This is a genomic window from Chamaesiphon minutus PCC 6605 (assembly GCF_000317145.1).
In the GTDB taxonomy this organism is placed as follows: Bacteria; Cyanobacteriota; Cyanobacteriia; order Cyanobacteriales; family Chamaesiphonaceae; genus Chamaesiphon; species Chamaesiphon minutus.
In genome coordinates, this window is record NC_019697.1 from 5,478,277 (window position 1) to 5,491,904 (window position 13,628).

Here is a 13,628-nt window from a genome sequence, read left to right on the forward strand (position 1 = left end):
TCTCGATCGAAATAACTAGAACAAAGCGGCATAAGTTTAGATTACTAACTCTCCACTGTCTTATCTTGACGCACACAACCTCCCGGTCGTTGGCGGAGCCTTCCCGAAGGGATCTGCGTCGCTGTCTCGCATAATCCGGGAGGTTTCCTCCCGGCTGCTCCCCGCTCCCCGCAACATAGTATTAATTTACGCCAAAGACTTAGTTATGGCTGACGCAAGACAAGACAACATTAACTTAGCCACGGAAACTCATCTAGCTCATCATGCACCGAAATTGAAACGGATGCGCCAGCTCAGTCAATTACTCGATGGTGCGATCGCCATTCCCGGTACCAAGAGACGCATCGGTATCGATCCGATTTTAGGCTTAATTCCTGGCGGTGGCGATACAGTCAGTGCGGCGTTATCCGGTTATATTATTATCGAAGCCGCACGGATAGGTTTACCTCGCGAAGCATTGATGAGAATGGTCGGAAATATCGCGATCGATACTCTAGTTGGTACAGTACCAGTATTGGGCGATGTTTTTGATGTATTGTCTAAAGCCAACATTCGCAACATGCAAATTGTAGAAAGTCACATCCAAGCACCCCCAACCAATAGTGCCAAAACCGATAAATTATTTATCGTATTATTAATAGTCCTCCTCATTTCGTTCGCTCTAGCCATGGGCATCGCCACTGTTGCCTTCTGGAGTTTTGTGGCTAATTGGATTAGGGGATAGGCTTTAGGCTTTAGGTTTTAGGTTTTAGGCTTTAGGCTTTAGGCTTTAGGCTTTAGGCTTTAGGCTTTAGGCAATGGAGAGAAGGGCTACCCACTCCCCCTATCCCCTATCCCCCCAGCAAGGCTTGCGGTAAAATTGAATGGAAAGTTCTCTGTAAGGCAGTGTAGGCGATCGATATGGTAGAAGAATCCGCAGAAAATGTAGCTCCCGCAGCCGCAGGGAAAAAAGCTAAACCAGCCGCAGAGGAAGCACCTGCAACTGACTCCGCTGCGCCAAGCGAAGCCGGGAAACCGCCCAGTGGCGAAAAAAAGGTGCCTCCCAAGAAGGAAAAACCACCCGCAGTTGAAGCCAAACCCTTTACTGAATTTATTCAGCAAGATTACATTCCCGCCCTCACCCAAGCCCTGGCAGATAAAGGGGTCGCCGATCTCCAGATTGCGCTAGAGCGGGCGAAAATCGCCATTAAGGGCTATGAAACCGAGCCAGAGTGTTCTCAAGTTATCGGTCGGTGGAGTGACGGCAACCGCCAATTTAACGTCTATTTATTCGAGGATAATATTCAGAGCGCGCGGGCATTTTCCTGTGCCGATGGCAAGCATCAAGCCAGCACGCTCGAAGCCTTCTTAATCGACGAGCGCAAAGTTACCCTCGATCTGATGGTTTCTGGCGTCGTATTGCGGCTCAACAGTCAAAAGTGGTTGACCAGAAATTAGCCAGATATCGCGATCGCGCATTCGCTGGGTCTAAACAAAGATGAAGCACCCTTCCAGCTCGATCGCCGCTCCTGTTAAAATTGAATGAGTACGTGGTGTTTTTTATCGATAAATAAATTGCACCCGTTTTGACTTTTCTGCGTGTCAGCCTCATCGCGACAGAGCGAAAGCGACCGCAATCTGGATCGGCTATTAATTATGACGGAAACTAGTACCCAGTCACTGCGCTCTCGCCAACACCACTTAATCGATCGACTTGCCAATGCGATCGAAACCGTCTGGGCACAATACCTAGATCTGTCCCCCTATCATCTACCCTCAGAATTGGGATATGTTGAAGGGAAATTGGAAGGGGAAAAACTAGTCATCGAAAATAAGTGCTACCAAACCCCCCAATTTCGGAAACTGCATCTGGAACTGGCGCAGGTAGGCAAGAATTTAGATATTCTCCACTGCGTGATGTTTCCGCATCCTGAATACGCTCTGCCGATGTTTGGCACCGATATCGTTGCGGGACGGGGACAAATTAGTGCGGCAATTGCCGATTTATCACCACTCAATAGCCAACGGATCTTGTCCGATAACTATCGCCTGCCTCTACTGTTATTACCCCAACATAACTTCAGTCAGCCGCGTGAATTACCAGACTGGGCGGATATTTTTTCAGAATTTTGCTTTTTCGTGCGTCCCGCCAACCCTGAAGAAGAACAATGGTTTCTAGATCGCGTCATTGCGATGCTCACGATCCACTGTCAGCAAGCAGCGATGGCAACCCCTGTCAGCAATACCGAACGCGCCGAAATTGTCACTGCTCAAAATTACTACTGCACTAAGCAACAGCAAAACGACAAAACTCGTCGCGTCTTAGAAAAAGCTTTTGGTACGGAATGGGCAGAAAATTATATGACGACGGTGTTGTTTGATAGTTGATAGTTGATAGTTGATAGCAATCCTATTTGAGTTCCTCGCAGTAAAGTCAACTTGTAGGGTCGGTGGATGGTGGTACCCGCCCTCTAGGGACTACGCTTCTCCTTTAGGATTGCTATATTTAGGTTGGATTGAGGCACGAAACCCAACATCACCAACCTCAATTTTTGCCCGCCGATCGATGGGAGCGCGCGCAAGCGATGCAATCGCTAGTGAAATTATGCTGGTGCTAGCCAGAGGACTAAATTCCGCAGATAAATGTGCAGATCGGAGATCGCTTGGGGTTCGGTTTGCATCGTATTTCCAGGAGCCTCTGTGACAAAACTAGGGCAACCCATCTTGGTATCCCAGTTATAGTCACAAAAGTGATGAAATGTGGATTCGGCTACCGCTCGTCCCAATAAATGACCTCGCTCGTCTAGTTCGCGATCGAACGCAACGATTAAGTTAAACTGACGATCTGTGACTAAGCTTTTGCCTGTGGCGATGACACGAGCATTGCTATGGGTGGGGACTCCCACAGCACCCTCGTGAGGATGGGCGGGCAAGAATTCAATCCGTCCAGTTCGGGCGTGCGGATTGACGAGCAGGGGATGTACTGGCTCTGGCACTGCGATCTGCTGATAATCGCCATTGCGCCCAGAATGGTAGTTTGGATAGGAAATGGCGATTGTATCTGAATCGTCAATACAGTGGCGAGTGGGATCGGGATCGGGATTTTTGGTATGGAAAAAATGTGCCGCACCGATGCCTGCCAAATTGCACAGCGAACTACCTAAGTCCATATGGTCGCGGGTCGTGAGGATGCCCCCGCCTTGCTGTCTAAATCTGGAAATGCCTTCACAATCTCGATCTCCGATCCCATTGCCCACATCGACGGCAAACAGCCACAGTTCGTCAAACCGTTGGCTCAGTTGCTCGGAACGAGAATCGCGAGCGAGGTTACTCAAAACTGGGTCGTTACCATCGGCATCCACTTGGCGATCGCGCGCGACAACCTCACATAATGGATTGCCGATTTCATCTTTGAGGGAGGTGAGATACCGCTCCAATAACGAGAAGCGGGCAATGCTCCAGTCATCGGTAGTGGTGGCGATCGTGGTTTGTAGTAAAATCCGGATGGGCTGTTTCATGATATTTAACGCTGCTTGGAGTTACCGTCCCTCTATGTGAAACTATCCCCGCTTGTTATAGTAATTCTTACCATATTGAGGATTGAGTTCGAGTGCTCGATCGTAATCGGCGCGCGCACCTTGGTTGTCGCCCAGATCGTATTTAGCTAGCCCCCGATTGTAATAAGCATTATCATACTTCGGATTGAATTGGATCGCTTTGTCATAATCGGCGATCGCCGCTTGTTTATCGCCCAACCTATATTTAGTGATGCCCCGATTATTGTAGGCATCAGCGTAGGTAGGAATCAGTTCGATCGCTTTATCATAATCCGCGATCGCCTCTTGGGGTTTGCCTGCATCATCTTTGGCATTACCCCGACTGATGAAAGCCTGCGCGTAGCTAGGATCGATCTCGATGGCACGATCGAAATCCGCGATCGCGCCTTTAAAATCCTCGGCTTTGTATTTCTCGACACCTCGATCGTAGAATGTGACTGCGGATTTATCGGTTTGAGCGATTTGCACTACCGACTGAGTTGGTGGGACGATCGCTTTAGCTCTCAAGGGGAAAACCCCTTGAACGAGAAGTAGACTAGAGACGATAAAGATCTTAGTTTTCATGTCTTTTGATGATGACAGTTATAAATTATGTTGCCCTAGTTGGGACAATTATTATGCTTTATGCCGATAATTACCGTCAATTTCGCAGCTAACTTTCCTTGAAGGTAGTCTACCCAGACGCATCCCCTCACGCGCGAGATAGCCGTGCCAAAGGTCAAACAGGCTTGGGTACTGGCACAATTAGCATTACTGTTGAAGTTCCTTTAATTTGAATCAATCGATCGGCAATTTTGTCTCCTTGGCATGAATGCGGGAGGATTCTAACCGGAAATGCTGCGCAATGCTGTTTAACCGAACAGAGTTTAAATTGCTGGGATGGTTGCAAGAGATTATCTTTGAGTTGATTGTCGAGCATCGCTAGCTTGTATTTTTGGAGTGAGTCTTATAAATCTTTTAATTGAATCCGAATCGCCTTATACCAAATCTAAAAAGTCTAACAACAGATAAATCTCTAGAATCTGCTCCTCCCCTTTATAAGAGGAGGTTGGGAGAGGTAGAGATGTGTAGCAGTAATTTAAATAATTGGTATTATCGATAAAAACCCCTATCTCCATGGCGAGATAGGGGTTGAGGGAAATTAAAATTTCTGGGTCATAATTCACCGCTAGCGATCGATTGAATTAATCTGGGCGTACTCGGATCGAAGCCAGCAATATCCCAAGAATTAGGATCTTTGGGATCTACCAACGATATATTATTTGGTACTAAGGAGATATAAATCGCTTTAGCTTCGGGATTCACTTGCTGACGATATTCTGCTAAAGCTTGAGAGGGGTGTTGATTTCCCGCCCAGCTTTCACAGTCAGTCCAAAAACAAATTACATCGGCATAAAAGTTATTTTTAATCATCCACTTGTAAGCACTGCTGGCATCAGTACCGCCAAAGTTGAGATCGCTAGCTTTCTGCATTGCCGAGCTAAATGAGTCGCTGCGATTAATTTTCAAGTCGATAAAATTGGTTGAAAACCCACGAATTGCGTAGTTTTTTTCTGCTTTTGCCGATGTTAACGACATGGTAGTGGCAATTTCGCAACAGGTGAGATTAATCGAACTTACGGAGTAGTAAGACATCGAACCAGAAATATCGACAGCGTGCATAAACACTTTGCCAGTAGGCTCGATCGCATCGAAGGACATTTCTAAAGCTGTTTCTAAAATATCGACGATCCGAGGTACCGGAGTCCAAGTTTTGCTACTTTTCCCCAAACTACCGCCAGAGCGATAAGTTTTGAGTGCTTTTAAAACATCGATCGGGTGGATGCGTCCTTTGCATAAGTGTTCTTTACTATTGAGGATTGCGGCGACTCTGTTGAGATTTTTATTGGACTTCTTGGAGTAAGCCAAGATCCCAATTTCGGTTAAGGAACCGAGGTTTCGCAATAAGGCACCGATCGGCATATCTTCAAATAACAACTGCCAAGCACCGAGATCCATTTTGCCAACGGGTGCAGCCATTTCATGAGTCAAGCGACCCTGAGAAATTGCCGTCTGAGTGTGCTCTGGATTGCGTTTTAACCATTCGTACCACCAGATTTGATTTAACGCATCTGTAGGCGATTTTGGAGGCAATTCCTCCCACCCATTGGTTACCCATTTAAACAATAAATCGCGATCTTCGGTTTGCGGTTTGGCATGGAACAATCGTAAGGCATCGCGATTGGAAAAACCGTGGCGTTGTTGATATTTCAACAATTGATAAGCTAGAGCTTTGGTATCGCCCTGCAACAACCAATTTTTACCAGCTTCGCGGACAATTTTACCGAAACCGCGCACGGATTTGGTATAACTCATCCACTCATAAAAGTGGCTAGCTGTCCGCACGACTTGTGGAAATATCGCTTGAAATGCTTTCTTGGCAGCGGGACTTTCGCCCATCGAGAGTAATACTAATGCCCAAATTGGCGCACTATTATTAATCGATCGACCATCGGAAGCATAAGCGATTTCCTGTGCCACTCGATCGGGATCTTCAGCGATCGCTTTTTCCAAAACATCGACAAAATCGTTGGTTAATTCCCATTTGGTTGCGTAGTAACTACCGTTACCAGTTCCGATTAACAAGCACCGACGCAATGTTCGCCACATGCCAGCTCGGAACATATAACCACCGGATTTACCTTGAATCATTTCTGATTCGCGTCCGGGAATTGGTTGGGTTTGGGGTGTATTTTGGGTTTGTTTATTTCCGAAAAAGAATTGATAAGTCATGATTTTTAACTTCCTTCAGCCCGTTGGGGCAATGTTATGAAAGTGGATAGTGGATAGTGAATAGTAGATCGTAGTTGGTTTCTTGATTAGTTAACTGTTACTTCGATCGACCAAGCGGTTAGAAACCGCTCCTCATGATGCAAAGTCCGCCTGCGCGGACTAGTTTATTAGTCCACGTAGCGGCTTGCGCTCGTCCGGGAACCCGAACGGAGCGCATCCGCAAGTAGAGCACCTTTTCAAGACACAATCGTTGGCGGTTCCATAGGTAACAAACACAACATTAATCCCAGCGATCGAGTTGATAATTAACCTGCAAATTATCGCTAGTAGTTACGCGCAACAGAATAAGATCCCAAGTGCCGCCTTTTTGCAAACCAATTCCACAAGCTGTTGCTTCGTCTTTGCCTGCTAACACCGCATTTTGAGCGTAAGCTTCCATCGTCGATCGAATGCTATGGTATTCACTTTTGAGTGATTCAGGAAAAAATCCAGCACCTTTTTGGTATTGTTTATCCTTGGCATTTTGCAGGAGCAAAAATGCTTTTTCTCCTTTATGGGCAAACTTTTCAGCATCTTTCCATAATGAAGGCTGAAGGACGATCGCCGTTACGGGGCAATAAGTATTGGAGCGTAAATTCCATGCGTTAGGAGACGAACCATTTGCATAAAAATACCAAGTGACTGGATTGCGATCCTCTAGCATATCCCATTGAATAATGGGTGGAGCTTCGGGATTTGTGGCTGTCACCAATGCCATATAAGCTTGCTGACTGGCGGGTACAAAATACTCGATCGTTTTAGCCGTCGGTAAAATAGTGCGAGCGAACTTTTCCCACGTCATTACGATCGATGGAAGATCGATCTGTTGCTGGGCTTTGGTTGTAGCCGTTTGGAGATGGCCGAAAATTCCTTTGGATTCGACCTTTGGCGCGGTGGGATGTGGCATCCAGAGAGCCTGAAGATCTTCCAGCTTGGCAAATCGCCGATCTAATGCACCTGCGGTTTGGAGCTGTGCGACAATCTTCTCAGCTTGAGCAATATTCCCCGCTTTCGGCGGTGCTTGAGGGCGAAGATATTGCAACGGGTTCATTTTGGCATTAAATCTGTCCGCAATCTGTTGAAATGTCAGCTCATTCTGGATATCTTCGAGCAGAGTACCAATCATTCCGCTGCGGATATGACAATAGCCTGGAGGCGCGTTCGCCACAGCCAACCAAGTCAGATTTTCCCGCAGGCGCGAGTTCCGCACCGATTGGCGTTGCTGTTGCAGATCCAAAAACCATTTGGCAATCCCCAGACATGCTTCCGATCGATAGAGCTGGGCGTTGGAGAGCAAGGAGTATGCTTGTGTTGCCACTTGCAATGAAAAATCTGCCAAGCCACGCACGAGCATTTGATATTCTTGCCGCTTTTGAGCTAACGTCTGGTAAGTCGAATAAATTGGTGTAGACTTAAATACCAAATCTTCACCAGGAACGACCGAAAAATGCTCCCAGATGCCAGTTACCGGAGTACCCCAAGTTTGCAGATCCGAAAGAAATACATTGTCTATTGCCGCTTCCGCAACAACTGATGCCAACTTACCGACGGCTGGCGCATAAACTTCGGGGACGAGTTTGGGATTCCACATTACCGGAGTCGTTTTGCCATCTGGATCGATCGTGACAATGCCACCATATCGCGCGACAAACTGCCAACAGCTATTACAAGTATGGTTTTGACGGAAATCTGGGGGCATTGCCGACAGGAAGATGGAGAACAGCTCGGTGGTAGCAGTGGTAAATAGATTTACCTTACCCTGTCGATCTTGAGTCACGGTGCGGAATTGCTCTCGAATGGACTGGCGAAGCAGATTGGAGTAATGACAGATCTCTCGATTTGGGTGCTTATCGATCGAGGGTTGAGATGAGCGAGAAGATTCAGAAAGAGACATATCGTACCTGCATTATTGTTAAAGTTTTAATGGATATTTTACAAATGAGATCGGCTGGAGGCGATCGAAAATCAGCAGAGTGGGATTTGCACCCACATCTTTGCCTTGGCGATAACCCTCGTTCTGTCGTCCTTTTCAGGCAATTAAAGTCGAGCAAGGATAAAAGCGATGTTTTATCTAGTTAAACTATCTGCCGTTGGTTACTAATTTATGCAAAATTAGTAATACTCCCAAGGGGAATCGTTGGCGAAGCCTCTCCGAAGGAGATACCCCTATTTTGGTGTAGAAAGCACCGTGTCCTAACCGTTAGACGATGGGAGCAAATTGGATATAGAGAGTCATAAATGCTCTCACTGCCTCGCTAGGGATCGTTGGCGTAGCCTCTCCGACAGGAGAGACCCACAACCGATCGCTTATCAAGCGATTACTCTGCCATTGAGCTACACTTCCAGAAATAACCAACTCTGGTTAGGAGTCGGACGAGATTGACGGGATTCGAACCCGCGACTTTCCGCTAGACAGGCGGACGCTCTCACCACTGAGCTACAATCCCAAATATAGTTTTGGGGAATTGCCAATTCTCAAACGAATTGGATGAAACTGGTAGGAATCGAACCTACGACCTCCCGCTTAGAAGGCGATAACCCTTGTTCTACGTCCCCGAAAGGCAAAAAGTGAAGAAGGATGTTTTAGGTGCTCTATCCACTGAGCTACAGTTCCAGAAATACCAACCCTGATTAGGAGTTGGACGAGATTGACGGGAGTCGAACCCGCGACTTTCCGCTAGACAGGCGGACGCTCTCACCACTGAGCTACAATCCCAAATTAGGTGGGGCAGGAATTGCACCTGCGATGGCTAAACCTCGATAATCCTCGTTCTACGTCCCTGATGGGCAAGTGAGCGAATAAGGAATAAAATAGCTGCCTTACTACTTGGCTACCCACCTAGATGATGATTTGAGGTAGCGAGGCGGGAGTTGCACCCGCATTTCCGACGATGCGAGGGGGGATTCGTTAAAAGCGATAACCCTCATATCTGCGCCCCTTGCGGGTAAAAATGGTACTTTGCTATTAAGCTACTCGCTACATGTGGTTTGAATTTAATGCGGTTGGTTAAGTCTTCATCTCGGTTGCTCCTGTTGTGTTTGTTTCCATGTACACAGAATAGCCTCAGAGACTAACCCGAAGCTAACTCGAGATCGAATCGCTAGAACATATACCAGATAAAGATTTTAGACTTAGGGGAAAAGTTTCACCCAGGGGATACCCCGAACTTTGCCACGGAATTTGCTGGGGTTGACTTGTAGGATGACTTAGTTTCTGGCTAAAAATCGGCACCAAGGCGATCGAAACTATGAGTAATCAAAAGTTAGCAACACAATATAGAGCCGACGAAAAACGGCTATCGCTCGGTTGTATCGCTTGGATTCTGGCGATCTTAAGTATTCCAGCAGCCCTCATCGGGAGTTGGGGGTGGAGCTATCTCAATGGCAAAGGGACTGCGTTAATCGCGCTAGATGCGAGCAGTGGTAAATATCTCTGGTCGGCGGCGATAGGTAACGATTTCTCTCGGTTGCAAAGTCTGATGACAGCAGAGCGATCTGGAATCTATCTTTTATGTCTGAAATATGGCAAAGTCACAGAGGTTGACTCTATAATATTTTCGCTCGATCGCCAAACTGGTAAACCAATTTGGTATGCGCAATATCCCAATCGAGTAGGTAGCAGTTTGGAAAAACGAGATCTAATTAGTAACTCCAAAACTGTCTATGGAGTATTACAAAATCGTTCGGACAATGGTAGTATCGGCTGGGAAGATGCTGTTGTCGCGATCGCCAATACCGATGGCAAACAACGCTGGCAATGGAAAACTAAGTTTAGGCTGTATGAAGAGACGCTCGCCGTCGATGAGGAGCGATTCTTCATTCTTGCATCAGTGCCGCGCTGGCGATTGCTGTTTGGCGCGATCGATTAGCTAGAATATCTACTAGGTGCGTATTTAAGATCTGGCGGCACCGTTTGACGCCAGAGATAGCCCCCACTCTGTCAGGAAAACTAACTCCTGACGTTGTAGAGGAAGTGGGGGATTGTAATAATTTCTCCCGATCCGGGAATACTTGACGTAGCATTAAAGCAGTAGCTTCCAATCGACGGCTCATTCGTTTGAGTGCAAATAACGTAGCAAAAAGGACTATTTTTGTATGGCAGTCTCATTAGCCAAAGGGCAGCGTGTATCTCTAGAGAAAATCGCTCCAGGATTGACCGAAATTTTCGTTGGGTTGGGTTGGGATGTCAAAGCGGTAGATACAGGGGTAGATTTCGATCTCGATGCTTCTGTGTTCTTACTCGGCAGTAACGAGAAATTGATTTCTGACAAACATTTCATTTTTTATAATAATCTCACCAGTCCAGATGCCTCAAAATCTGTCGAACATACTGGCGATAATCTCACTGGTGCAGGCGATGGCGATGATGAGATGGTTAAGATTAACTTCAAACAAGTTCCGGCGGAAGTAGATAAGATTGTCGTTGCAGTGACAATTCACGAAGCTCAAGAACGCAAGCAAAATTTCGGTCAAGTTCAAAACGCGTTTGTTCGCATCGTCGATCTCCGAACTGAAAAAGAAGTCGTGCGTTATGACTTGGTAGAAGACTACTCCACCGAGACAGCTCTGATTATGGCCGAACTCTATCGCAAAGATGGTGAATGGCGACTCAATGCCGTTGGGGCTGGTTATCAAGGCGGTTTGCAAGCATTACTCGATCGGTATCAACCAAATTAGGGGATAGGGGATAGGGGATAGGGATTAGCCTTTAGGCTTTAATTTTTAAGATTAGATTGCTCGCTAGCAACCTAATCTTGTAAATCTTTGAATCCTATAAATCCTGATTAGGCTTTAGGATTAGATTACTCGCCAGTAACCTAATCCTGTAAATCTTTGAATCCTGTAAATCCCGATCGATAATCAATCAACTTAGGAAGAATCATTTATGGCAATAAGTCTGCAAAAAGGACAACGAATTTCATTATCTAAAGAAGCACCAGGACTGAGCAAAATTATTTGCGGATTGGGTTGGGATGTCATCAAACCTGCTGGTGGTGGATTTTTTAGTAATTTTGGTAACAAAGCAGGTCAAGAGTACGATCTCGATGCTTCGGTAATTTGCCTCAGTGATAATGGCAAGTTAACTGATAACCAAAATATCATTTACTTTGGCAATCTCAGTCATCCTTCAGGTGCGATCGTCCATCAAGGCGATAATCTCACTGGTGCAGGTGACGGAGATGATGAAATAATTATTATCGATTTGGCACGGATTCCTTCTAGTATTACTAAACTAGTATTCGTGGTAAATATCTATGATTGTCAAGCTCGCAAGCAAGATTTTAGTAAAATTGAAAATGCTTTTGTGCGCCTAGTTAATGTCGCAAATAATCAAGAATTGGCGAGATTTAATCTCTCTGGTCAAGATTATCAAGGGATGACTGGTATGATTCTAGCTGAGGTCTATCGTCACAATGACGAATGGAAAATGGCCGCGATTGGCAATGGTGTTAGTGTCAATGGGCTGGGCGAACTAGTCAAATCTTATATCTAGTTATATCTTCAAAAAACTGACCTAGCACTTTAATTTGTTAGGTCAAATTTTTAATTTAGTTTAATATAGTCATTGCCTAATCATTGAGGTATCGATAATTTATCACTTTGATTGCTAAGTAGATAGGTATAATTAAATTTAAAATATCGTGTAGGGTGGGCAGTGCCCACCAGCCAGATCTCAGGCATAATCTATTTTATAAATAATTAGACCTATCTACTTAGATATTTATGGCATATCTCATTAAATTGAGAATGGCTATAATCTATTCTTTTATTGTAGATGGTGGGCAGTACCTAACCTAATTTTACTATCAATTATCAACTATCAATTATCAACTATCAATTATTCACTATCCACTAAATGTATCAGCGATTAAATCTCAAAAAAAGTATCAACAGAGATCGTCTTCCAATTTGGGAAAGAATCGATCTGACACGTCCTCATAAACCGAAGTGTTTTAGTTGTCGATTGCGGATTCAACCTAATTGGCGAATTTGTCCGCAATGTGGGTCGAATTTAAGCGATCGTCAGCCCAAACAGCCGCATTGTATTTGGGTAAATGCTTGCTGGGCAGCTACCGATTCTGACACAGAATCGATGCTTTTAGAAATACTTAAAGATGTCTTTGCTAAAGTTTTTAGTGCGTTTAGAAGTATTAATGTTTTTCTCACTTCAGATCCGCCAGATGCCCAAGAATGGGGCGAACGATTTACCCATGTTGGCTTGATTTTAGAGCAAGAGCCTGTGGATTATTTAGGTGTTGCTAGTTTCCATCCAGGTGGCGTTACAGATCGGGCGATCGTGCGGCTAGACCAAATTATTAATACTGCCGAACGCGCTCAATTGTCGTCTAGTCAATTATCAAATTTGATTGCCAATACGATCGCCCATGAAATCGCCCATACTTTAGGATTAGATCATTCAGAATTGCCCGCAGATGTGATGAATGATGGACTAGATCATCGCATTCACAGTTTGATGCCACCTTCGTTTCATGCCGAACAAATTACGCAGATGAACTACGCTATTTACCAGCATCAGAAATCTTTTCAGGCGCATCTTCTCGCTGAGAAAAACCCCAAGCAAAAATGATGCCGATCGTGGCAACTGTCAATACTTCGGGAATCTCCAGATCGGGGTATACTGCTCTGACCAATAGCTTCAGTCCGACTAATCCTACCGTAATATAACCCGCATCTTCGAGATGAGTATACTCATCCAACCACTTAATAAATAATCCGGCCATAAATCGGAGAATAATAATGCCGATCGTGGCACCACTAATCACTAACCAAGTATCGGTCGATACGGCAATTGCTGTGGCCACACTATCTAAAGAAAAAGCCAAATCGGTAATTGCGATCGTCGGAATTGCTTGCCAGATACTCGTGAATTGTGGCCCATGATGTTCGCCATCTTCATCTGTCTTGGAGCTAAAATATTGAAATACCAACCAGAGTAAATAAGCCGCACCCAGCACCTGAAATTGCCAGTAACGGACTACCCACGTTGCCGCCAAAATTAGCGTCATTCGCAAGATATAAGCCAGAATTAAGCCGATATTTAATGCCTGACGGCGTAATTTATCATCCGCTAATCCTTGAGAAATAGACGCTAGGGCGACAGCATTATCAGCCGATAATACTGCTTCGAGGGCAACTAGCACTAAGAGCAGCATTGGTGTAGAAGCACCAATTTCTACTGGAGCATCGAGCAATTTGTCAATCATCAGATGGTTACAACTTAACTTGTACTATTGAGGTAACTATGTATTTAGAGTACCC

The 13,628-nt window shown here is 45.4% G+C and carries 13 protein-coding genes and 5 tRNA genes; 7 read left to right on the forward strand and 11 right to left on the reverse strand.

The features are described from left to right. Nucleotides 1-205 precede the first annotated feature (205 nt). The 3 genes from CHA6605_RS25035 to CHA6605_RS25045 all read left to right on the forward strand — a co-directional run bounded on the left by CHA6605_RS25035 (nt 206) and on the right by CHA6605_RS25045 (nt 2,367). Nucleotides 206-724 carry a DUF4112 domain-containing protein gene (locus tag CHA6605_RS25035; RefSeq protein ID WP_015162166.1) on the forward strand — a complete coding sequence of 173 codons (519 nt, stop codon included), beginning with the start codon at nt 206-208 and terminating at the stop codon, nt 722-724. A 176-nt stretch (nt 725-900) separates the two neighbouring features. Then, entirely contained in the window at nt 901-1,437 is a 537-nt protein-coding gene (locus tag CHA6605_RS25040) for a DUF2996 domain-containing protein (RefSeq protein WP_015162167.1), read from the forward strand. 198 nt (nt 1,438-1,635) lie between these two features. Beyond that, nucleotides 1,636-2,367: a phycocyanobilin:ferredoxin oxidoreductase gene (locus CHA6605_RS25045; RefSeq protein ID WP_015162168.1), complete on the forward strand. Its 732-nt coding sequence runs from the start codon at nt 1,636-1,638 to the stop codon at nt 2,365-2,367. A 215-nt stretch (nt 2,368-2,582) separates the two neighbouring features. Here CHA6605_RS25045 and CHA6605_RS25050 read toward each other — a convergent pair whose 3' ends face one another. The 10 genes from CHA6605_RS25050 to CHA6605_RS34585 all read right to left on the reverse strand — a co-directional run bounded on the left by CHA6605_RS25050 (nt 2,583) and on the right by CHA6605_RS34585 (nt 9,188). Continuing rightward, entirely contained in the window at nt 2,583-3,497 is a 915-nt protein-coding gene (locus CHA6605_RS25050) for a hypothetical protein (protein ID WP_015162169.1), read from the reverse strand. 42 nt (nt 3,498-3,539) lie between these two features. Further along, the gene (locus tag CHA6605_RS25055) at nt 3,540-4,100 is read right to left on the reverse strand and encodes a tetratricopeptide repeat protein (RefSeq protein ID WP_015162170.1); all 561 of its coding nucleotides are present in this window, start codon (nt 4,098-4,100) and stop codon (nt 3,540-3,542) included. A 154-nt stretch (nt 4,101-4,254) separates the two neighbouring features. After that, nucleotides 4,255-4,455, reverse strand: a complete 201-nt coding sequence (locus CHA6605_RS25060; protein ID WP_015162171.1) for a hypothetical protein — start codon at nt 4,453-4,455, stop codon at nt 4,255-4,257. A 236-nt stretch (nt 4,456-4,691) separates the two neighbouring features. After that, nucleotides 4,692-6,308 (reverse strand): TROVE domain-containing protein, encoded by a 1,617-nt coding sequence (locus tag CHA6605_RS25070; protein WP_015162173.1) that lies wholly within the window; start codon nt 6,306-6,308, stop codon nt 4,692-4,694. 280 nt (nt 6,309-6,588) lie between these two features. Next, the gene (locus CHA6605_RS25075; protein WP_015162174.1) at nt 6,589-8,241 is read right to left on the reverse strand and encodes a hypothetical protein; all 1,653 of its coding nucleotides are present in this window, start codon (nt 8,239-8,241) and stop codon (nt 6,589-6,591) included. A 372-nt stretch (nt 8,242-8,613) separates the two neighbouring features. Next, nucleotides 8,614-8,686, reverse strand: a tRNA-Ile gene (locus tag CHA6605_RS25085). 35 nt (nt 8,687-8,721) lie between these two features. Beyond that, nucleotides 8,722-8,794, reverse strand: a tRNA-Asp gene (locus CHA6605_RS25090). 42 nt (nt 8,795-8,836) lie between these two features. Beyond that, nucleotides 8,837-8,961 (reverse strand) — tRNA-OTHER (locus tag CHA6605_RS34580). Between the two features lie 29 nt (nt 8,962-8,990). Beyond that, nucleotides 8,991-9,063, reverse strand: a tRNA-Asp gene (locus CHA6605_RS25095). Nucleotides 9,064-9,067: 4 nt separating this feature from the next. Further along, nucleotides 9,068-9,188: transfer RNA gene (locus CHA6605_RS34585), tRNA-OTHER, on the reverse strand. A gap of 407 nt (nt 9,189-9,595) precedes the next feature. On the opposite strand from CHA6605_RS34585, the gene CHA6605_RS25100 reads away from it, so the two are divergent. From CHA6605_RS25100 to CHA6605_RS25115, 4 genes are all read left to right on the forward strand, one after another. After that, nucleotides 9,596-10,216 (forward strand): outer membrane protein assembly factor BamB family protein, encoded by a 621-nt coding sequence (locus CHA6605_RS25100; protein ID WP_041548446.1) that lies wholly within the window; start codon nt 9,596-9,598, stop codon nt 10,214-10,216. Nucleotides 10,217-10,442: 226 nt separating this feature from the next. Further along, on the forward strand, nt 10,443-11,024 hold the full coding sequence (locus CHA6605_RS25105) for a TerD family protein (RefSeq protein ID WP_015162176.1): 582 nt from the start codon (nt 10,443-10,445) through the stop codon (nt 11,022-11,024). Nucleotides 11,025-11,232: 208 nt separating this feature from the next. Next, nucleotides 11,233-11,841 (forward strand): TerD family protein, encoded by a 609-nt coding sequence (locus CHA6605_RS25110; protein WP_015162177.1) that lies wholly within the window; start codon nt 11,233-11,235, stop codon nt 11,839-11,841. A gap of 363 nt (nt 11,842-12,204) precedes the next feature. Beyond that, complete coding sequence (locus CHA6605_RS25115; protein WP_015162178.1) at nt 12,205-12,936, forward strand: zinc metalloprotease; 732 nt, start codon at nt 12,205-12,207, stop codon at nt 12,934-12,936. Here the strand turns inward: CHA6605_RS25115 and CHA6605_RS25120 are convergent. Beyond that, nucleotides 12,869-13,573: a TerC family protein gene (locus CHA6605_RS25120; RefSeq protein ID WP_015162179.1), complete on the reverse strand. Its 705-nt coding sequence runs from the start codon at nt 13,571-13,573 to the stop codon at nt 12,869-12,871. The two genes, CHA6605_RS25115 and CHA6605_RS25120, sit on opposite strands and share 68 nt — an antisense overlap. Nucleotides 13,574-13,628: the final 55 nt, after the last annotated feature.

Coding starts and splice junctions, on each gene's coding strand:
- CHA6605_RS25050 (WP_015162169.1), bottom strand. CDS start 3,497: ATGAAACAGCCCATCCGGATTTTACTACAAACCACGATCGCCACCACT.
- CHA6605_RS25120 (WP_015162179.1), bottom strand. CDS start 13,573: ATGATTGACAAATTGCTCGATGCTCCAGTAGAAATTGGTGCTTCTACA.
- CHA6605_RS25100 (WP_041548446.1), top strand. CDS start 9,596: ATGAGTAATCAAAAGTTAGCAACACAATATAGAGCCGACGAAAAACGG.
- CHA6605_RS25055 (WP_015162170.1), bottom strand. CDS start 4,100: ATGAAAACTAAGATCTTTATCGTCTCTAGTCTACTTCTCGTTCAAGGG.
- CHA6605_RS25040 (WP_015162167.1), top strand. CDS start 901: ATGGTAGAAGAATCCGCAGAAAATGTAGCTCCCGCAGCCGCAGGGAAA.
- CHA6605_RS25105 (WP_015162176.1), top strand. CDS start 10,443: ATGGCAGTCTCATTAGCCAAAGGGCAGCGTGTATCTCTAGAGAAAATC.
- CHA6605_RS25070 (WP_015162173.1), bottom strand. CDS start 6,308: ATGACTTATCAATTCTTTTTCGGAAATAAACAAACCCAAAATACACCC.
- CHA6605_RS25115 (WP_015162178.1), top strand. CDS start 12,205: ATGTATCAGCGATTAAATCTCAAAAAAAGTATCAACAGAGATCGTCTT.
- CHA6605_RS25060 (WP_015162171.1), bottom strand. CDS start 4,455: ATGCTCGACAATCAACTCAAAGATAATCTCTTGCAACCATCCCAGCAA.
- CHA6605_RS25045 (WP_015162168.1), top strand. CDS start 1,636: ATGACGGAAACTAGTACCCAGTCACTGCGCTCTCGCCAACACCACTTA.
- CHA6605_RS25035 (WP_015162166.1), top strand. CDS start 206: ATGGCTGACGCAAGACAAGACAACATTAACTTAGCCACGGAAACTCAT.
- CHA6605_RS25075 (WP_015162174.1), bottom strand. CDS start 8,241: ATGTCTCTTTCTGAATCTTCTCGCTCATCTCAACCCTCGATCGATAAG.
- CHA6605_RS25110 (WP_015162177.1), top strand. CDS start 11,233: ATGGCAATAAGTCTGCAAAAAGGACAACGAATTTCATTATCTAAAGAA.